This window comes from Pseudomonas fluorescens, assembly GCF_001902145.1.
Taxonomy (GTDB): Bacteria; Pseudomonadota; Gammaproteobacteria; order Pseudomonadales; family Pseudomonadaceae; genus Aquipseudomonas; species Aquipseudomonas fluorescens_BV.
Window position 1 is genome coordinate 1 of the sequence record NZ_MRST01000014.1, and the last position, 19,524, is coordinate 19,524.

A 19,524-nucleotide genomic window follows, 5' to 3' on the forward strand; every position below is an offset into this window, starting at 1 on the left:
GCTCCCACATTGGATCGCGGGGCATCAGTTAGATCAGCGTCGGCTGCCAGGCCGTCTTCGCGGGAGCAAGCTCCCTCGCCACAGGTCCTGCGTCGCATTAAAGTTGTGTAGATACCTATGCTGCGATTGCGCAGTGTCAGTCGATGAAGTGTTGCCTGGCCCACCGCTATCGCAGGCAAGCTCCCACATTTGGATCGCGGCGCGTCAGGTAAATGGGAGTGCTTAAACCCTCGGCAACCACATCACCGCCGTCAACCCACCGCCCGGTGTATCTTCCAGGCTCAGGTGGCCGCCGAGTCGCTCGACGGCCTCCCTGGCAATGGTCATCCCCAAACCGACCCCTCCCGAGTTGCGGTTGCGCGATCCCTCCAGGCGAAAGAACGGCTCGAACACCGCTTCGCGCTTATCGGCGGCGATCCCCGGCCCGTGGTCTATTACCCGGATCACCAGGGCGCCACGGCTGTCGGCCAGCTCTACCCGGGCGGTGCCGGCATAGCGCAGGGCGTTGTCGATCAGGTTGTTCAGGCATGAACGCAGGGCCATCGGTTGTACTTGCAACGGCGCACAGGTGCCGCAAAATTGCACGTCGCGGCCTTGGTCCTGAGCGTTTTCACTCAGGGACTCCACCAACGCCTGCACGTCGAGCCAATGCCGTGTCTCGCTGGTGCGCTGTTCGTGCAGGTAGCTCAAGGTGGCATCGAGCATACCGATCATGTCGTCCAGGTCCTGGCGCATCTGGCCCTGCAGCTTGGGGTCTTCGATCTGTTCCAGGCGCAACTTGAGACGCGAGAGCGGGGTACGCAGGTCGTGGGAGACCGCGCCGAGCATGCGTGCGCGCTGGCTGACTTGTTCGCGGATGCGCTTTTGCATCAGGTTGAAGGTCGAGGCTGCCTGGCGTGCTTCGCGAGGGCCGGATTCCACCAGGGGCGGGCTGTCGAGGTCGAGGCTCAAGCGCTCGGCCGCCGCGCTCAGGCGCTGGATCGGCCGGCTCAGCAGTTTGGCGCCGTACCAGGCGGCGATGATCAGCGAGATAAATTGAAACGTCAGCGGTACCACCGGGCCGCCAAACCAGGGGCGTGGCGCCTTGCGCAAAGGCGTGAGGCTGCCGTCCGGTTGTTCGACGAAGGCCGCGCGGGGCGGTGGCGGCGGGCCGTAGTGGTGGAACCAGAAGAACGCCAGTACATGGGCCAGCACAATCGCCACCAGCAACAGGCCGAACAGTCGCCCGAACAGCGTATTGAAGGGGGCGCGCATCAACCGATATCCCGGGCGTCGAACAGGTAGCCTTCGCCGCGTACGGTCTTGATCAATTGCGGAGCCTTGGGGTCATCCCCCAGTTTCTGGCGCAGGCGCGACACCAGCAAGTCGATGCTGCGATCAAAGGCCTCGATGGAGCGCCCACGGGCCGCGTCCAGTAGCTGTTCGCGGCTCAGCACACGGCGCGGGCGTTCTATAAACACCCACAACAGACGAAACTCAGCGTTGGACAACGGCACCACCAGGCCATCATCGGCGACTAACTGGCGCAGCACGCTGTTCAGGCGCCAATTGTCGAAACGGATATTGGCCCGCTGTTCGGTGCGGTCATCACGCACCCGGCGCAGGATGGTCTGGATACGCGCGACCAGTTCCCGCGGTTCGAACGGCTTGGACATATAGTCGTCGGCGCCCAGTTCCAGGCCGATGATGCGGTCGGTGGGTTCGCAGCGGGCGGTGAGCATCAGGATTGGAATGTCCGACTCGGCGCGCAGCCAGCGGCACAATGTCAGCCCGTCTTCGCCCGGCAGCATCAGGTCGAGCACCACCACATCGAAGGTCTCGGCTTGCATGGCTTGGCGCATGGCGGTGCCGTCGGTGACGCCTGAGGCGAGAATATTGAAGCGTGCCAGGTAGTCGATCAGCAGTTCGCGGATCGGCACGTCGTCGTCGACAATCAGCGCGCGGGTGTTCCAGCGCTTGTCTTCGGCGATCACCGCGCCTTTTGGCGCGTCGTTTACAGGGTCGCAAGGGGTATGCATAGCGAGGTCATCTGCCTGATTGTGGCTGTCAGCATAGGCGCCCAGTTCCAGGGCTGGAAGTGCTGGGCGGGCGGTCATGTGCGCGAGGCTAGCCGGACGGCGTATTGAGGGCGTGTCGTGAATGTATCGGCGCTGAAACAATCGCCCTGAATCGCCTATATTGGGCGCTTGATCGGTATTTACCGATCATCGGATCCCGCAACGGCGCTGCTTGCGCTACAATCCGCGCCGATTTCGACTTGCCTGAGAGCCCATTCCAATGTCCGTCTGCCAGACTCCTATCATCGTCGCCCTGGATTACCCCACCCGTGACGCCGCACTGAAGCTGGCTGACCAGTTGGACCCCAAGCTTTGCCGGGTCAAGGTTGGCAAGGAACTGTTCACCAGTTGCGCGGCGGAAATCGTCGGCACCCTGCGGGACAAAGGCTTCGAAGTGTTCCTGGACCTGAAATTCCATGACATCCCCAACACCACGGCGATGGCCGTCAAAGCCGCGGCCGAGATGGGCGTGTGGATGGTCAATGTGCACTGCTCCGGTGGCCTGCGCATGATGAGCGCCTGCCGCGAAGTGCTGGAACAGCGCAGCGGCCCCAAACCGTTGTTGATCGGTGTAACCGTGCTCACCAGCATGGAGCGCGAAGACCTGGCAGGCATTGGCCTGGATATCGAGCCGCAGGTTCAGGTGTTGCGCCTGGCAGCCCTGGCGCAGAAAGCCGGCCTAGACGGCCTGGTGTGTTCGGCCCTGGAAGCCCAGGCCCTGAAGAACACTCACCCCTCGTTGCAACTGGTGACACCGGGGATTCGTCCCGCCGGCAGCGCCCAGGATGACCAGCGCCGCATCCTGACCCCGCGCCAGGCACTGGATGCGGGCTCGGATTACCTGGTGATCGGCCGTCCGATCAGCCAGGCGGCGGATCCTGCCAAGGCGTTGGCAGCGGTCGTCGCCGAGATCGCCTGAATGTCCCCATTCTAAAATGTGGGAGCGGGCTTGCTCGCGAAGACGTTGTGTCAGGCACCGAATGGGTTGACTGAACCACCGCTTTCGCGAGCAAGCCCGCTCCCACATTTAGGTCTGCAGTGTGTCAGGCGACCTTTAAAACCAACTTCCCGAAGTTCTCGCCATTGAACAGCTTCATCAGCGTTTCCGGGAACGTCTCCAGCCCTTCGACAATATCTTCCTTGCTCTTGAGCTTGCCCTGAGCCATCCAGCCGGCCATTTCCTGGCCCGCCGCCGCGAAGTTCGCCGCATGGTCCATCACCACAAAGCCTTCCATGCGCGCACGATTGACCAGCAATGACAAGTAGTTGGCCGGGCCTTTGACCGCCTCCTTGTTGTTGTATTGGCTGATTGCACCGCAAATCACCACGCGGGCTTTGAGCGCCAGGCGGCTGAGCACCGCGTCGAGAATATCGCCGCCGACGTTATCGAAATACACGTCCACGCCTTTGGGGCACTCGCGCTTGAGGGCGGCGGGCACGTCTTCACTTTTGTAGTCGATGGCGGCGTCGAAGCCCAGCTCATCCATCAGGAACTTGCACTTCTCGGCGCCACCGGCGATCCCCACCACGCGACAGCCTTTGAGCTTGGCGATCTGCCCGGCGATGCTGCCCACGGCACCGGCAGCACCGGAGATCACCACGGTGTCACCGGTTTTCGGTGCGCCGGTTTCCAGCAGGGCAAAGTACGCCGTCATGCCGGTCATGCCCAGGGCGGACAGGTGGCGCGGCAGAGGCGCTAGCTTGGGGTCCACTTTATAGAAACCACGGGGCTCGCCGAGGAAGTAATCCTGCACGCCCAGTGCACCGTTCACGTAGTCCCCCACCGCGAAGTTCGGATGCTTCGAGGCAATCACCTTGCCTACGCCCAGGGCGCGCATCACTTCGCCGATGCCTACTGGTGGGATGTAGGACTTGCCTTCATTCATCCAACCACGCATGGCCGGGTCGAGGGACAGGTATTCGTTGCGCACCAGCACTTGGCCGTCCTGGGGTTCGCCCACTGGCACTTCCAGGTAAGTGAAGGTCTCTCGCGTGGCTGCACCGACCGGGCGTTTGGCGAGCAGAAATTGGCGGTTGGTCTGGGCGGTCATGGCAAGGACTCTTTAGAAAGGGAACATGAGAGATAGACCCTCAGTGGCAGAAGGGCAAGGGTGTGCGGGGCCGGCGAATGCCCGGCAATAGGCCTCGCTGATAGTCAGCCGGGCGGCTTTATCACTGCGATTCATGTAGCGCCAACCGGCCTTCTGATAGTGCTGACGCGCGGCTCCCGGCGTTGGTTAGACTCGCTCCACGGCAATTAACCCCACAGGACAGTTCCCATGAGCATGACGTTTTCCGGCGAGGTCGCCTTGGTGACTGGCGCCGCCGCTGGTATTGGCCGCGCCACCGCGCTGGCATTCGCCGCCGAAGGCTTGAAGGTGGTGGTCGCCGACCTTGATGTGGCAGGAGGTGAGGGCACTGTGGCACTGATCCACCAGGCCGGTGGCGAAGGGATATTTGTGCGCTGCAACGTCACGCTCGACACGGACGTGCAGCAATTGATGGCACAGACCGTCGCCACCTATGGACGCCTGGACTACGCCTTCAACAACGCCGGCATCGAAATCGAAAAGGGCAAACTGGCCGACGGCAGTCTCGATGAGTTCGATGCCATCATGGGGGTTAACGTCAAAGGCGTGTGGCTGTGCATGAAGTATCAATTGCCTTTGCTGTTGGCTCAGGGCGGCGGTGCCATCGTTAACACCGCATCGGTGGCGGGGCTGGGGGCGGCACCGAAGATGAGCATCTATGCGGCGTCCAAGCATGCGGTGATTGGCCTGACCAAATCGGCGGCCATCGAGTACGCGAAGAAGAAAATTCGCGTGAATGCCGTCTGCCCGGCCGTGATTGATACCGACATGTTTCGTCGCGCCTATGAGGCCGACCCGCGTAAGGCTGAGTTTGCCGCAGCCATGCACCCGGTGGGACGCATTGGCAAGGTTGAGGAAATCGCCAGCGCCGTGTTGTACCTGTGCAGTGATGGCGCAGCGTTTACCACCGGTCAGGCCCTGGCGGTGGACGGTGGCGCGACGGCGATCTAGGACCGCGCTTGGCACGCTGTTTGAAAAGAGCGCGGGGTGATGTGGGGCGTTTCCATAGCTGGCAGAGTGCCGTGGCTGAATATGTTTCCGCAGGTAAATAATCCAATAAAATCAATACTTTAATAAAAGTTGGCGACCAGTTTTACCAGGCTTCTGTGCTTAACTGTTTTGGGTTAACAGACAGTTTAAGTGAGTGGCTCATGGATTTAGGGATCGATCGACAAGCCCTGGTACCGGTTGTTCAGCAGATCGTCGGCGCGGTGGCAGAATGGATTCGCAAGGAGGGGGTGAGCCCTGGCACACGCTTGCCTTCCATTCGCCAATTGGCCCTCGATAACCTGCTGAGCCAGTCCAGCGTGATCGAAGCATTCGAACGGTTGGTGGCCCAGGGGCTGCTGGCCCCCAGGCAGGGTTCGGGGTTCGTGGTGGCGCATCCCACCACGGCCCACGAAAACCACTGGTATGAAGGTGCGGAACAAGGCTGGGGTGCATTTACCGATAGCCCGCTGGGCGAGCTGAAGTTGGGCTGCGGTTGGTTACCCGACACCTGGCGCGAAAGCGATGACATCAGCTACGCGATCCGTGAGCTGAGCCGTACCGACACTGGTGGCCTGTTCAACTACAGCACACCCTTGGGGCTGCCGGCGTTGCGCGAACAATTGCTCAAGCGCCTGACCCAGATTCACGTGCCCACCAGCCTGGACCGTATCCTCACCACCCATGGCGCCAGCCATGCCCAGGACCTGCTGATACGCACCCTGCTCAAGCCCGGTGATGAGGTGGTGGTCGAAACACCCGGGTATGGCAATCTTTATCGCCAACTGGCCTTTCAGGGGGTCACGCTGCTGCAAGTGCCGCGCGCCCATGGCGGCCCGGATATACAGGCATTGGAAGCGCTGCTGCAAACCCATCGGCCCAAGTGTCTGTTCATCAACAGCCTGTATCACAACCCCACCGGCACCAGCCTGTGCCGTCCGGTGGCGGAGCGGTTGTTGGAGCTGGCCCGCGAACTCGACTTCCTGATTATCGAAGAGGATGTGTACGGCGACCTGCAGCATGCCAGTTGCACGCGCTTGTCAGCGCTGGCCCATGATGATCGGGTGATCTATGTGTCGAGCTTTTCCAAGACCCTGAGCAGCGCCCTGCGCGTGGGTTACCTGTGTGCCAGTGCTGCGATCATTACGCAATTGGCCCAGCTCAAGACCCTGACAGGCATCGGCACTTCACGGTTTGCTGAAGCCATGGTGGCGACGTTGTTGAGTAACGGCACTTACCGTAAGTGGGTGCAGCGCCTGCGCAAGCGCTTGAATGCGCAGATGGCTGCCACGCTGCAGGTGCTGGAGGATGAAGAGTGGCAGGTATTTGCCGCACCCGCGGGCGGGATGTTCCTGTGGGCACGACCAGGCTTGGCCGACCCCTTGCGATTGCAAGCCTGCGCCCAGCGGCTGGGTGTGTTGCTGTCGCCGGGGGCGTTGTTCAGCCCCACGGGTGAGCGCAGCGAATGGCTACGCATCAATGTGGCCTACGCCGCTGATCAACGCGCATTGACGTTGTTCCGCGCCATGGGCGCGGCAAGATCGACCTCGACCATTCTGAAAACGACGCGCATGTAGCTTTTTGCCATTATTCCGGCGCCAGCAGCTTGTGCTCAGTGCCTCGGGGTTGCGAATCTCGCTGCTTGTAAACCTGGCTTATGGCATTTGCCATTGCAAGAGGATCAAGCGCAATGAATTCGGGCGTGCAACGACGTTTCGCCAACCTCGGTATGGCAAAAAAACTCGGCTTGGGGTTTACCCTGGTACTGCTGCTGACGGCCTTGGTAGCGGCCATCGGTGTGTGGTCCCTGCAGACCATCGGCCAGCGCTTCGAAGGCCTTACGTCGATGTCGACGCTCAACAGCGACTTGCTCAAGGTGCGCTTGATCGAGCAGGACTATGCGTTGCACGCCGATCCCAAGGCCGTTGATGCCCTGCATGCCAGTGTCGATGCGCTGCTGGCCCAGGCCACGCGCCTCAAGGCTCGGTCCGCCAGCAACGAGCGAGTGATGGGTGATGTTGAGCAAGCTTTGGTCGCCTATCGCCAGGCATTCGATGAGTTCGTCGAATTGACCCAGACCAAGGACCTCGCGTTGGAAATGGCCAGTTGGTCGGTGTCCAGCGTGGCCAATAACCTGGATGTGCTGCAAGCCGGGCTGGCGGACGACGGCGCCTATGGCCTCAAGGAAAGCCAAGGCAAGGAGGGCGCGGAGTTTATCGAGCAGGCAGGGCAGGTCAGCCAGGTGTCGCGCCTGATGTTGCAGGCCATGAACGAAGCGCGGGTGCGCCTGGATCAGAGCCGCAGGGCGGACGCAGACGACGCCGGGCAGGGCAGGATCGAGCAAGCCGACCAGGCCCTGGCTGAAGTCGAGAAACTCAAAACCACGGTCAAGGACCCCGGCTACCAGACCGTGCTCAATGAAGTCGCCGGGCATATCGCGTCGTTCAGTGAAAAGCTCGGTGAATACACCGGGCTGCTGGCTCAGGAAAAAGTGGTCTACACGCAATTGCATGACCGCGCCGAGCAAGTGGTCAGCCGGGTCAACCAGGCTTACGCCGCCGAAGATCAGTCCATGCAAACGCAGTTGCAGCACAGCACGCTGCTGATCATCGGTTCATCCGCCCTGGCGCTGCTGGTGGGCTTGATCGCTGCATGGGTGATCACCCGCTTGATTGTTGCGCCGTTGCGTGCAGTGATCGCCGTGGCCCAGCAGATCGCCTCGGGTGACCTGAGTGGGCGCATGGAGATCAGCCGGCGTGATGAAATCGGCCAGTTGATGCAGGCGATGCAGCAGATGGGCAACAGCTTGAGCCAGATGGTCAGCGGGTTGCAGGCGGGGATCGAACAGCTCGCCAGCTCCGCGCATTCATTGTCCAGCGTCACCGAGCAAACCACTGCTGAAGTCAGCAACCAGAAGGACGAAACCGAGCAAGTCGCCACGGCGATGAACCAGATGACCGCCACGGTGCACGATGTGGCACGCAATGCCGAGCAGGCGGCCCAAGCCGCTCAGACCGCGGATGCCAAGGTCGATAGCGGCCAGCAGGTGGTGCGCATGAGTCTGCAGCGTATCGAGTTGTTGGCCACATCCAGCAACAGTGCCAGCGCTAGTATCGAAAGCCTCAGCGCGCAAATCCAGAATATAGGTACCGTCTTGAGCGTGATCCAGAGCGTGGCCGAACAGACCAACTTGCTGGCTTTGAACGCTGCGATTGAGGCGGCGCGTGCCGGTGAGCAGGGGCGTGGCTTTGCAGTGGTGGCCGATGAAGTGCGGGCACTGGCCAAGCGCACCCAGCAATCGACCGAGGAAATCGAACGGCTGGTCAGCACGCTGCGCAGTGCGGCGCAATCCTCGGTGCAGCAAATCCAGCAGAGTGGCGAGCTGGTGAAACTGGCGGTCAGTGATGCGCTGGAAACCGAAGGGGCCTTGGGCAGCATTGCGGCGGCTGTTTCATTGATCCAGCAGATGAACCAACAGATCGCCGCCGCCGCCGAGGAGCAAAGCTCGGTGGCCGAAGAGATCAACCGCAGCGTCACCAGTATTCGGGCGAGTGCCGATCATTCGGCGTTGAGCATGCAGGGCAATGCCGCCTCGAGCATCCAGTTGGCGCAGTTGGGCGCGCAACTCAAGGGGATGGTGGGGCATTTCCGCCTTTGATCGCAGCGTAGGCGCTGCGATCTGAGGGCAGGGCGGTCAGGCGTGGTTGGCGAGGAAGGTCAGCAGCGCCTCGTTGACGAAATCCGGGTTCTCGCGGCTTGAGATATGCCCAGCCTCGGGGATCAGGATCAGGTCGCAACCAATCTGGTCGGCCATTTCCTTGGATTCTGCAGGTGGCCGGGGTTTGTCCTGTTCGCCGCACATCACCAGGGTGGTGTCGGAGTCCAATCCAGATAATTGCTCCAGGATGTCTTCGCGGCTGAAGATCAGGCGGCCCAGCGGCACGATACTGTCCAGCAAGCGTTCTTTGGGGAAGCCTTGCAGTGACTGGCGAAAGTCCTGGTAGAGCGCGGATTCGCGGTCGATGCCCGGGCGGAAGAAGATCGGTGCGATCACATCCAGCAACGGTTCGGGGATCGCCCCGGCGTCTTCAATCATCTTGAACAGCGAGAAATAGTACTGGCGCGTTGCTTCGGGTTCGGCCCCGAGGTAGGTGTCCATCAGCACCACGCTGTTGATGCGCTCGGGAGCCTGCAATGCCAGGCGTGCGCCCCACATGCCGCCGACAGAGAGCCCCACCAGGTTGGCTTGCTCGATGTCCAGGTGATCCAGCAGCGCCAGGGCCTGGCGGGCGAGGTCATCGAGGGAATGGGTGGGTGCTGGCAAAGGGCCGGACTCACCGTGGCCCCACAACTCGGGGACGATCACGCGGTATTGCTGCGACAGCGCTTCAATCTGCGGCGCCCACATGTCGCTGGCCCACAGGTAACTCGAACCCAGTAGCACGACAGGGCCGGCGCCCTGGTCGATATAGTGCAGCGGTTGTCCATCAATCACGGCGACAGGCATAACAGGCCTCTAATTTCACGGAGTGAGGGGCACTTTTTTACGCTAGTCGGGGGCGGGGGGATAGGTGCACATTGATGGCATGTGGCGATTTGGGGCCTGAGAGGGAGCTTTCTCCCGCGACGGCCTGCCAGCGCGCCCCGCGATCCAGTGTGGGAGCTGGCTTGTCGGGTCGCCGCATCGCTGCGATGACGCCCTGCCAGCCGATGCTTATCTACCTGACACCCAACAATCCAACTGTGGGAGCGGGCTTGCTCGCGAAAGCGGTGGGTCAGTCAACATCAATGTTTGCTGGGCCGACGTCTTCGCAGGCAAGCCAGCTCCCACTTTTGATCTTCGTTGCTTTGAGCATTGCGTTCGCGTTGCCATCAATCGTAGATAGCTTTTTTCTTCCACTCGGCGTCGGCGTCGACGACTTTCAAACCCTCGGTCAGTTCGTTGACTTCGTCTTCGGCAGGCTTGCTGTTGGTCAGCACCGTGGAGTTGGCGCGCGCCAGTTGGGATTCCAGCAGTTGCAGCTGGGCGCTGTAGAGCACCGGCTCCGGTTGTTTGCGCAGGTACTGCACGCCGCGTTCGAACGCCAGGCGTGCCTGGCCGGGTTGGCCTTGCAGCAGGGCGTGCTGGCCGAGGTTGTTGAAAAACTCGATGTGCAACAGCACCAGGATATGACGGATTTCCTTGATCCAGTGCTTGGCCTCGTTGGTTGGCAGGAAGCCGTCCTGGGCGGCGCGGGTGACTTGGCCGTGCAGGGCTTCGAGCAAAAAACGCACGTCCTTGGCCTTGGCTTCGGTCTGGATCGGTGCCGGTGGGTTGGCCACCGGAATGGATTCACCCTGGGCGATCAGCGCATTGAGTTCGGTGATGCGGGCCTTGAGTGGTGTGCTGGACTTGTTGAGATTCAACAGGCGCTGGTTGACGTTCAGTTCCAGGCGAGCCAGCAACAGCTTGAGCGCTGGGGTCATCAGTTGGCCGGGGAAGGTCTCGGTGATTTCACCGCAGCGACGTAGCCGATCGTTAAGCTCGATCTCGGTACGCTTCTTTTCCAGCTTGTTGTTTTCCACCACGTGGTTCATGTAGCCAATGGCGATCAGTATTACGATCCCGGCTATTACCAGCAGGGTGATCATGAGTGGTGTCACCGGTGTGACCTCTTTAATAGGGTGTGCTGTGGAGTGTAGTGACTGGGTCATCCGGCGGATAGGACCGATCGACCAGTTGCCCAGGTGATTTCTTCTATATAGGTAGGCGCTTCCTGAATGGATGCACATTGCCATCATTTGCCAGGGTGAACTATAGCGTCTTGTCGAACGCCAGAATATAGGCGCCAAGGCTCGGACGGTGCCAATGCCCGCAAGGGCCGTGAAACCATGGCGAAGTCATTGATTTAAATAAATTTATCCTTGGGGGTTGACGACCTTTCAATCCATCCATAGAATGCGCGCCACTTACAGCGTAAAGCACACAGCGAAACGCGGTAGGGAGTGAATGTTGTAGGTGTGTCCCCTTCGTCTAGTGGCCTAGGACACCGCCCTTTCACGGCGGTAACAGGGGTTCGAGTCCCCTAGGGGACGCCATATGCGGGAATAGCTCAGTTGGTAGAGCACGACCTTGCCAAGGTCGGGGTCGCGAGTTCGAGTCTCGTTTCCCGCTCCAATTTACAAGCAGTGTGGCCTTCGGGCGGCATTGAGTGAAACCAGGACCAAGTCTTCGGACGAGGCCTCTGGGCACTGGAACACACACCATGTGTTTCGGTAGCGTGTCCCCTTCGTCTAGTGGCCTAGGACACCGCCCTTTCACGGCGGTAACAGGGGTTCGAGTCCCCTAGGGGACGCCATTTGCGGGAATAGCTCAGTTGGTAGAGCACGACCTTGCCAAGGTCGGGGTCGCGAGTTCGAGTCTCGTTTCCCGCTCCATATTCAACGAAAACGCCGATCAGTGATGATCGGCGTTTTTGTTTGTGCTGAGTTTGCCTTGCCGGTTCAAAGCGTTGAAGGGATCTCTTGCCATGGCATGAAAAACCGAGCAAACAGTTCGGACTGAGATTTGATATTCAGTTTGGCGATTTTGATGGTCTGTCACTGATGGTGATCGCGGTCGGCAATAAGCGGTGGTTGTTCCGCTACTACTGGGAGCGGCCGATAAGTGGCGGCGTGTCGTATCCGGTGGTTTGATCCGTTGCTCAGCAGCTGTGATCGAGCGTAAGAGGGAATGGCAAATGGATGTTACGTTTATATTTTTCCGAGTGGGCGTTTTTAGGAGGGAACAGTTAAGACTCAGCTGTTCCCTCGCTATGAAAAACTTACGTAGGTACGTGTGGTTGCGGTTGATATACCAACAGGTCTCCAGGCTGACAGTTTAAATAACTGCAAATTGCCTCCAATGTACCCAGACGTACCCCCTTGACTTTCCCTTGTTTCAACAGAGACAGATTTTGTTCGGTAATACCAATCGCCGCTGCAAGGTCTTTCGACTTGACCTTACGCTTCGCGAGCATCACGTCTAATTCAATAATAATAGGCATTGTCATAGCCTCACACGAAAGCTTTATTTTCAGCATCGAGTTCACCCGCACGGGCCAGAATCCGCGCTATCAAAGCGATACATCCCGCAAGAAATAAAGCGACAAAATCTGCTGACGTGAAGCTAATAGTGAGAAGGCGCTGGCCGGGCGGTGCGTGTAGGGTGACTAAGATGCTGAGTATTGGCGTGAAAATAAAACTTGAGATTACCCAAAGTACGACACTGCGTCCAACTTTGCCTAAGTGGGCCGCAGTGCTACTGGAAAAGTACTCTTCACGAGCAAATGCCTGAAACAGGCGCCGCAAATGATTGAGGCCGCTGGCCAAGGCGATCAAAGGGATGCTTGAGACCAAAATCGCGCCTAACGTTTGCCACCAAGTGAGCATTTCGATGTTTACCGCGAGTTGGCTCAGCATCACTCCGCTTAGCGAAAAGCCGGCTCCTAACCCTTGGCTTGAACCCAATACAGGAAAAATCCAAAGGGCGGCATTTAGGATGAGCATCCCTGCCATGAGCGTCAGCGTCAGAACGGCCATGCGTTGGCTAAATTTAATAAGGTGTCTTAGCGGCATTTTTTTGAACCTTTGAGAGGGTGAGACTCAAAATTACACAATTAATTATCGTAAAACAATAATTAATTGTGATTTATAACTGATTGTCCTCGTTCTGGAGGACGTCCTTGCTTGTGTGCCCCGTGCCTCCATTTTCAGCGTTGTCACAGGTCACGGCATCAATGCCAGCGTGATCCGTAAGTGGCTGGCGCTTTACTGAGCTCAACCTCCCGCAACGCTGCCGGCGTGTGTTCCGGTGAAGTCGCCCGGAAAGGCAGGCAGAGGCGTCAATGATCATCGAGCTTCCATTTGGCGAGCAAACCCTCACGGTAAAATAGCCTGCTTGCGATCCAGAAGGCTGTGCCAGCTTGCGCGCTGGCTAGCACAGTGATCCGCATCGGCTCGACGCCACCGAGCCGATGAAAATGCGTTCTGGCACCAAATAAGCAATCGCCCGCGTCGTGACGCCATTACGCAACTTGCACGCTGATTACGCGCCTGAAAAACAAAAGTAGTAATAGCGCCTGTGGGATAGTGACCTTGCCCCTTGAATCGGATGAACGTCATACCCAGCCGCAAATATGATCTACGCTTCGCTATGAGCTGAGGACTTCTTTGGAGAACGAAATTCGAGACAAATCTTGCATTTAAAAAGAATGTCTTTCGTTAACCTGCGCCCCCTTTATTTCAATCGGACACTTTACGCATGTCGTTATTCAAACGTTCAATTACTGAGTTGATAGGTACCTTCTGGTTGGTGTTCGGTGGCTGCGGTAGCGCGGTTCTGGCTGCGTCCTTCCCAGAGTTAGGCATCGGTTTTCTTGGGGTTTCTCTCGCGTTTGGCCTGACAGTACTGACCATGGCTTTTGCCATCGGCCACATTTCCGGTTGCCATCTCAACCCGGCGGTTTCGGTTGGATTAGTGGTGGGTGGACGTTTCCCTAGCAAGGAATTGCCAGCCTACATCTTCGCCCAAGTGATGGGCGGGGTGGTTGCAGCGGCACTGTTGTATTTTATTGCCACTGGCAAACCTGGCTTCGAACTGGCGAGCGGTCTCGCGTCTAACGGCTATGGCGAACACTCGCCAGGCGGCTACTCAATGCTGGCGGGATTTGTCACTGAACTGGTGATGACCGCAATGTTCATCCTGATCATTCTGGGGGCTACAGATAAACGCGCTCCGGCCAGTCTGGCCCCTATTGCTATTGGCCTGACGCTGACATTGATCCACTTAATCTCGATTCCAATCACGAATACTTCGGTCAATCCCGCCCGCAGCACCGGCCCTGCGTTGATAGTCGGTGGCTGGGCGATTCAGCAGTTGTGGCTGTTCTGGATGGCACCATTGCTGGGGGCAGTGATCGGTGGCGTAACGTATCGCTGGTTAGGTAAAGAGAATAGCTAACTGGTTTAGTCGACGTAGATCGACTCATCAGAAGGTGAGGTGGTTTCTAACTCTTGTAAACCCGGGCGGTACGTGTAATCAGGGCCGTACACCCTACGCTAGCACTCGCCGTCTCGGGTGTCCTTACCTGTACAAAGCGATACTCACGCTCATGCGATAGGGGCTTCTTGCGATGATGGGCAACGACATTCCGGCGCTGATTTTGAGCATACACTATGCTCGAGGGGGCAGATAGCAGGAGAACCGTTTCAGGCGCCCCCTCAGTTGGTTAGCTCAACCCGCCACCGTGCGCTTGATATCGGCTCGACAATGAAGAAAGGTAAGTCAGCGCTCCATTGCCCATCTTGCACGCTCGCACTGTATGAACATTTTTCCACGCCCTCCGCATCCACCACTCGCCAGCCCTGGCGCTCGCCATCGGCCTTGTCACTGCTACCCCGAATGGCCTGAAAGCTGGCATTGCTGCCCACATGAAAACTTTCAGTACGCCAACGGATCGGTGGATGCGATGGAAATGGTACTGCACCGTGAAAATCGAACCAGTCATCATGGCTTAGAACACTCTGACGCAATGTTGGCCAAACGCTCTCCCGCAGAAAAATCTGGTCAGCAAAACGAGTGACGTCTGCCTGCTGCGTCAGCCAGTTTTGCATAAGCGGTTTCAGCTCCATCAGCCCACCCCTGCAGCCTCCCCATAAACCTGCCAGGATGAGCTCGGTGTGGGTGAAATAATCTCGTATGTGATGGAACCAGTAATCGCTGGCCACCCATTGTTCGACTGCGGCTTTCTCGCGCTCTGACAACAGTGAGTCCGCATCCCGAATCAGATAACGATCGACCTCCGGATCGTCCACCACCAGAAAGCGCCACATCAGTGGGTGTACACCGTCCCGCGCTGCGCCGCTCATGTCTATGATCTGTGCGCCAGCGTCCTGCAGCCGCTGATGGACAGAGCTGGGCACCGTATCGTCGAGGTAGATCCGGCAGCGCCAATCGGGGAATAGCTCCTGAGCGACAAGCACGTTGGCAATCGCTGATTCACAATAACGCGGACTGTCACCGAACAAGGTGAACGCGATGATGTTGCGTTGCGGTTGGCTACGCTGGAAGGCGGGCGGGGAGACCGGCAGTGAGTGAAGGGGCCCCTGGCTGTGGCGAGCGCTTGAGCGCTCCAGGGATAACTTGCCGTAACGTAATGCGTCCTCGCGCAGGCCCAGCCACCCACAGACTTCGGCAAGACCATCGAGCCAGGTCTGGCCAGCTTGAGCCTGGAGGTGCGGCGGGGCATCGTAAATGCGTAAGTACACCTTATGGGCCTTGCTGTACTGCTGCTGACGCATCAGGCACAACGCATAGTCGGACATCACGCCCATATGCTGCGGCACAATTTTCAATGCACCTTGCGCGGCAATACAAGCGGCGCCGTAGTCTCGATGAGCCATCGCCGTTCGAAAGGTCTGCGCCAGTTGTTCGAACTGAGCGGCCTGAGAAGGCTGATTCTTGATGGGGCGGGTTCGTAGCCCACCGAATTTTCGTTTGCTCATGATTCACCTGAGAATGGCAGGCCTGTCCGCAGGCCATTGGGCATAAATAGTTAAATGGTGGTCAGCAGTTGTTGTTCCAGCGTCAGCATGATGTGGACCACCGTTTTGATCTGTCTTTCACAAGCATCGGCGTCCTCCAAGTGGACTAGCGACTCCAACTGCGCGCAGGCCTCAATCAGATTTCGCGCGTCGGCCAGCTGTGCCCCGCCCTTGATCTTGTGGGCCAGTCCGCTGATTTTTTTTAATTCGTTATTGATCATCAGTTGCTCTAGGCGGGCAGCGTCCTGACGGTTCGTATTGATCAGCTCTTCAACCAGCGGACCGTAGGCATCCGGGCACAAAATTCGGAGTTTTTCCAGTTCACCGCCGGTGCTACGAGCGGCTTTGACCTGACGTTCAATCTGGGCGGTGACTGCATGAATCTGCTCAGTAAGAATTTCGATGCCTATGGGTTTGAACAGGCACTGGGTCATACCTGCATCAAGGCAGTCCTGAATAATGTGCGACTGAGCATTGGCGGTGAGGCCAAAGATCGGATGCATGCCCAAACCGCGCGATTGCTCAAGGGTACGGATTCGGCGGGTCAGCTCATAACCATCCATGCGTGGCATGTTGCAGTCGGTGATGGTCAAGTCGAAAGGCGGGTCTGCCGCTTCCCATTGCGCCAGCGCGGTTTCGCCATCATCGCAAGAGATCGCATGATGTCCCAAGTACTCGAGCTGTTGACACAACAGCAAACGGTTGGCGGCATGGTCTTCGGCTACCAAAATGTTGAGGCTCATACCCGGAGCGGCTAGGGGTTGGGCTGATCCCTGCTCGTCTTCCATGACGGTGCGTTCAGCCTCAAACCACAATTGGAAGCACGAACCTTTACCTGGCTGGCTATCCACGCTCACTTGGGCTTTTAGCAGCGTCGCCAGGCGCATACAGATGCTCAGCCCCAAACCTGTACCGCGTGTGCTTGCTTGAGCAGAAGCCACCTGGACGAAGGGCTCAAAAATGGCTTTTTTCTGCTGTTCATCCAAGCCCATACCGGAGTCGCGGACCTCGATAACGTAGCGAGCCAGGTTCGATTCGGAGTCATTGGGCAATTGCTTGAGAGACAGCTGGACGAAGCCCTGCGCAGTGAATTTGATTGCGTTACTGACCAAGTTCGCGATGATCTGATTAAGCATCAGCGCATCAATGATTACGTGTTGGTCCTGGGCGTCGATGACTAGGTCGAACGTTAAATTTTTATTACTTGCGTTGATTTCGAACAGCTTGTGTACCGAGTGGAGTAATTCGCTGAGCCGGGTAGGGCGCGGCGACAAGATCATTGCTCCTGCTTCGATTTTTGACAGGTCGAGAATGTCTCCGATCAGAGATAGCAACGACTGCGCTGACTCATGGGCGACTGCCAGGTTGTCATTGATTTGCTGCGGGGTGCCTCCTCGGACCCGGAGCATTTCGATCAAACCGATCAGGGCGCTGATAGGCGTGCGAATCTCATGGCTCATGCTCGCCAGGAAAATCGACTTGGATTCGTTGGCCTCGTCAGCGGCGTGTTTGGCCACACGCAGTTGCTCCACCAACTGCTCGCGCTCGCTGATGTCCAACCAGCCGCCAATGATCCCGGAGAACTCACCAGCGCTACTTTGGAAAGGAAGCGTCCAGTGATAAATACGGTGTCGCTGATCTTTCACGTTGATTTCAAGGTCGGCGAAGACGGGCTCGGCATTGTGCTCACTGTTCTGATAGATCTGATCATACTGCCCGCTCAAGGATGAGGGGAGAATCTCAGCGTCTGGCAATGTCTTGCCTAGTACATCCTCTTGAGTTGTCTGCAGAAACTCGAGATAGGCGCGGTTGCAATGAACCAGCTTGCCCACTTTATCGCGCACGTACAAAGCAATGGGCGATCCGTCGATCAGCGTCTTGCTGAAGGATAACTGGTCGCTGAGCGCGGTTTCGGCTTTCTTACGCTTCTTAATTTGAGCTTGCAGGTAGTAGTTCCAAATCAGAAACGCCAACGAGAACAACAACGCCACGCCGATGACTTTATAGACGCTGCTCTTGTAGGTACTCCAGGAGCTGGCTACGGCTGGGGCAGCATGGTTGCGCCAGCGATCGCTCAGGGTTTTGAACTCTTCGGGGGGGATCTCCAACAGCACTTTATTGATGATGCTTTTCAGTGGCATGTCTTCGATGGAAACAACCATGCCGATACGCGCAGGGTTGGGGCCCACCATGGCGGAAATCATCAGATCGTTGCGAAAATGGTGCTTGATAAAATAGTTGGCGCCCAGCTGGGTATGGATGCTGGCGGTGGCATCCCCGTTGGACACGAGTTCGACGCCACGCGCTGCCGTTTCAACGGGCACTTGAATGACTCCCGGATGCTGCTGTTGGAGCCATTTCGAAAGTGGGTTTCCAACCGGAATGGCCAGGCGTTTGCCGTTAAGTTCGTTCAGGTCACGAATGGGGGACTGGCGTTTGGTTATGACGACGAAAGGGCTGACGGTATAGGGTCGGGTGTACTGCGATGGGTTCAGGCGCAGGTCCCCAATACTCAATGCGGCGATCAAGTCGACTTGATTGTCCTCAAGCCGCTTTAACATGTCCGACACGCTGTCACTGCGTACGACGTCTATTTCCAGCCCCGTGCGTTGTGCCAGGATGGCAAGCAAGTCTGCGGTCAACCCTTGCAGCCTGTTGTTTTGGTCATAAAACGATAGGGGGGCGTAAGAGGCGGCGAGGACGACTTTTATTTTTTTGTGGTTCTCAATCCACGTCAACTCCTCGGATGTCAGTTCCAGTGCTGATCTATCCGCAACGAAATGGTCACCCAGACCCCATCGACTGGTAATTCGCTTCATATCGTTTTGAGGAAGCGCATTGAGTGTGTCGTTGATCGCTGCTAGTAGCTGCGGTTTTCTATCACTCACGGCAAAATTGATATCGGCTGAGGTAGTCGTCGCGTCGCCAGCAATATAAATATCGTTGTTGTACAAGACTCGGATCAGATACTCCGCAACGACGGCATCGGTCCAGAATGCATCAGCTTGTTCATAGATCAACGAAGTCAGGCCGTTCAAGTGGTTGGAGTATTGGACCAATGTGGCTTCTGGGTATTGCTGTTTAAGCAGCGCACCAACAGTGTCGTCACCCACAAAGGCAAGACGCTGCCCGGCGAGGTCGGGAGATGGTTGTCGGGTTTCACCAATATGACGAGCAATAACCTTGTTATTAAGCAAGTAGGGTCTGGATTGGGTGATCGCACCTTCCTGGCCTTCGCTCACATCATGCAGCGCCAGCATGTCGACACGGCCTTGCAGTAATGCCTCTCTGGCTTCGGCACGGGTGGCGAAACGTAGGACCTTCAGGCGGATTCCGGTAGCCGCTTGTATGACGCCCAAATAATCCGCTGCCACGCCTTCGAACTGATTCTGCTCAAAGCCCATATGCAATGGAGGCCATGCGCCACTCCAGATCGCTGCAGTAACTTCAGGTCGGTTAATGAGCCAGGCACGCGTTTGCGGAGCAAAGATGACCTTGGGCGTGGTAACCGGAGCATGAATCTGCAGCTCAGTCGGCTCCGGTTCCTGAGCATACAGCGTGGTTGCCAGGAGACACGTGAGCAAGCCCAACGACCGGAGGAGCAATAAACGAAGGGTTTTCAAGGCGTTCATTTCCATTGAGAGCACTAATGGCCAGGCGGTTCCTGGAGGGAGTCGTAATGGGTATCCGTAAACGATTCCAACAAGCCTATACCCTCACGTCCTACACTGCTCGACTAGGATGATTCTGACAAAAGCACTGAGCGGGAATGAACGAGATTTGTCTCAAAGGCCGGTTCGGCAGGGCTTGTCCCATCGCTTTCGGTA

14 protein-coding genes, 4 tRNA genes and 2 pseudogenes are annotated in these 19,524 nt (G+C 57.8%); 10 read left to right on the top strand and 10 right to left on the bottom strand.

Annotated features, from left to right (window positions below; all coding sequences use genetic code 11):
• Positions 1-222: 222 nt before the first annotated feature.
• Both BUE92_RS02045 and BUE92_RS02050 read right to left on the bottom strand, forming a co-directional pair.
• Complete coding sequence (locus BUE92_RS02045) at positions 223-1,254, bottom strand: sensor histidine kinase (RefSeq protein WP_073521731.1); 1,032 nt, start codon at positions 1,252-1,254, stop codon at positions 223-225.
• Entirely contained in the window at positions 1,254-2,018 is a 765-nt protein-coding gene (locus BUE92_RS02050; protein WP_073521799.1) for a response regulator, read from the bottom strand. Before BUE92_RS02050 ends, BUE92_RS02045 begins: the two co-directional genes overlap by 1 nt.
• Before the next feature lie 259 nt (positions 2,019-2,277).
• On the opposite strand from BUE92_RS02050, the gene pyrF reads away from it, so the two are divergent.
• On the top strand, positions 2,278-2,976 hold the full coding sequence (gene pyrF, locus BUE92_RS02055; RefSeq protein WP_073521732.1) for an orotidine-5'-phosphate decarboxylase: 699 nt from the start codon (positions 2,278-2,280) through the stop codon (positions 2,974-2,976).
• Between the two features lie 124 nt (positions 2,977-3,100).
• Here the strand turns inward: pyrF and BUE92_RS02060 are convergent, their stop codons facing one another.
• A complete protein-coding gene (locus tag BUE92_RS02060) occupies positions 3,101-4,108 on the bottom strand; it encodes an NADP-dependent oxidoreductase (RefSeq protein ID WP_073521733.1) in 1,008 nt (335 codons plus the stop codon).
• A 228-nt stretch (positions 4,109-4,336) separates the two neighbouring features.
• Between BUE92_RS02060 and BUE92_RS02065 the strand changes: the two genes are divergently transcribed.
• The 4 genes and pseudogenes from BUE92_RS02065 to BUE92_RS29215 all read left to right on the top strand — a co-directional run bounded on the left by BUE92_RS02065 (position 4,337) and on the right by BUE92_RS29215 (position 8,792).
• A complete protein-coding gene (locus tag BUE92_RS02065) occupies positions 4,337-5,098 on the top strand; it encodes an SDR family oxidoreductase (protein WP_073521734.1) in 762 nt (253 codons plus the stop codon).
• 200 nt (positions 5,099-5,298) lie between these two features.
• The gene (locus BUE92_RS02070) at positions 5,299-6,711 is read left to right on the top strand and encodes an aminotransferase-like domain-containing protein (protein ID WP_073521735.1); all 1,413 of its coding nucleotides are present in this window, start codon (positions 5,299-5,301) and stop codon (positions 6,709-6,711) included.
• Positions 6,712-7,706: 995 nt separating this feature from the next.
• A pseudogene (locus tag BUE92_RS29210) lies at positions 7,707-7,934 on the top strand (HAMP domain-containing protein); the annotation flags it as partial.
• A gap of 15 nt (positions 7,935-7,949) precedes the next feature.
• The gene (locus BUE92_RS29215) at positions 7,950-8,792 is read left to right on the top strand and encodes a methyl-accepting chemotaxis protein (protein WP_370706333.1); all 843 of its coding nucleotides are present in this window, start codon (positions 7,950-7,952) and stop codon (positions 8,790-8,792) included.
• A 36-nt stretch (positions 8,793-8,828) separates the two neighbouring features.
• On the opposite strand, the gene BUE92_RS02080 is transcribed toward BUE92_RS29215, so the two are convergent.
• A complete protein-coding gene (locus BUE92_RS02080; protein WP_073521737.1) occupies positions 8,829-9,641 on the bottom strand; it encodes an alpha/beta fold hydrolase in 813 nt (270 codons plus the stop codon).
• 365 nt (positions 9,642-10,006) lie between these two features.
• Positions 10,007-10,777, bottom strand: coding sequence for a hypothetical protein (locus BUE92_RS02085; RefSeq protein ID WP_073521738.1), 771 nt, complete (start codon positions 10,775-10,777; stop codon positions 10,007-10,009).
• Between the two features lie 359 nt (positions 10,778-11,136).
• Between BUE92_RS02085 and BUE92_RS02090 the strand changes: the two genes are divergently transcribed.
• From BUE92_RS02090 to BUE92_RS02105, 4 genes are all read left to right on the top strand, one after another.
• Positions 11,137-11,212, top strand: a tRNA-Glu gene (locus BUE92_RS02090).
• Positions 11,213-11,215: 3 nt separating this feature from the next.
• Positions 11,216-11,291, top strand: a tRNA-Gly gene (locus BUE92_RS02095).
• A 105-nt stretch (positions 11,292-11,396) separates the two neighbouring features.
• A tRNA-Glu gene (locus tag BUE92_RS02100) sits at positions 11,397-11,472 on the top strand.
• A 3-nt stretch (positions 11,473-11,475) separates the two neighbouring features.
• Positions 11,476-11,551: transfer RNA gene (locus BUE92_RS02105), tRNA-Gly, on the top strand.
• A 66-nt stretch (positions 11,552-11,617) separates the two neighbouring features.
• Here BUE92_RS02105 and BUE92_RS29220 read toward each other — a convergent pair.
• From BUE92_RS29220 to BUE92_RS02115, 3 genes and pseudogenes are all read right to left on the bottom strand, one after another.
• Positions 11,618-11,701: pseudogene (locus BUE92_RS29220) on the bottom strand (helix-turn-helix transcriptional regulator); the annotation flags it as partial.
• Between the two features lie 236 nt (positions 11,702-11,937).
• Positions 11,938-12,159, bottom strand: a complete 222-nt coding sequence (locus tag BUE92_RS02110; RefSeq protein WP_073521739.1) for a helix-turn-helix domain-containing protein — start codon at positions 12,157-12,159, stop codon at positions 11,938-11,940.
• Positions 12,160-12,169: 10 nt separating this feature from the next.
• Positions 12,170-12,694, bottom strand: coding sequence for a DUF2975 domain-containing protein (locus BUE92_RS02115; protein ID WP_256673924.1), 525 nt, complete (start codon positions 12,692-12,694; stop codon positions 12,170-12,172).
• A gap of 721 nt (positions 12,695-13,415) precedes the next feature.
• Between BUE92_RS02115 and aqpZ the strand changes: the two genes are divergently transcribed.
• The gene (aqpZ, locus tag BUE92_RS02125) at positions 13,416-14,114 is read left to right on the top strand and encodes an aquaporin Z (RefSeq protein WP_073521742.1); all 699 of its coding nucleotides are present in this window, start codon (positions 13,416-13,418) and stop codon (positions 14,112-14,114) included.
• A 260-nt stretch (positions 14,115-14,374) separates the two neighbouring features.
• Here aqpZ and BUE92_RS02130 read toward each other — a convergent pair whose 3' ends face one another.
• Together BUE92_RS02130 and BUE92_RS02135 are read right to left on the bottom strand one after the other, a co-directional pair.
• Positions 14,375-15,658 (bottom strand): hypothetical protein, encoded by a 1,284-nt coding sequence (locus BUE92_RS02130; protein ID WP_073521743.1) that lies wholly within the window; start codon positions 15,656-15,658, stop codon positions 14,375-14,377.
• 50 nt (positions 15,659-15,708) lie between these two features.
• Positions 15,709-19,335 (bottom strand): transporter substrate-binding domain-containing protein, encoded by a 3,627-nt coding sequence (locus BUE92_RS02135; protein WP_081372159.1) that lies wholly within the window; start codon positions 19,333-19,335, stop codon positions 15,709-15,711.
• Between the last annotated feature and the right edge of the window lie 189 nt (positions 19,336-19,524).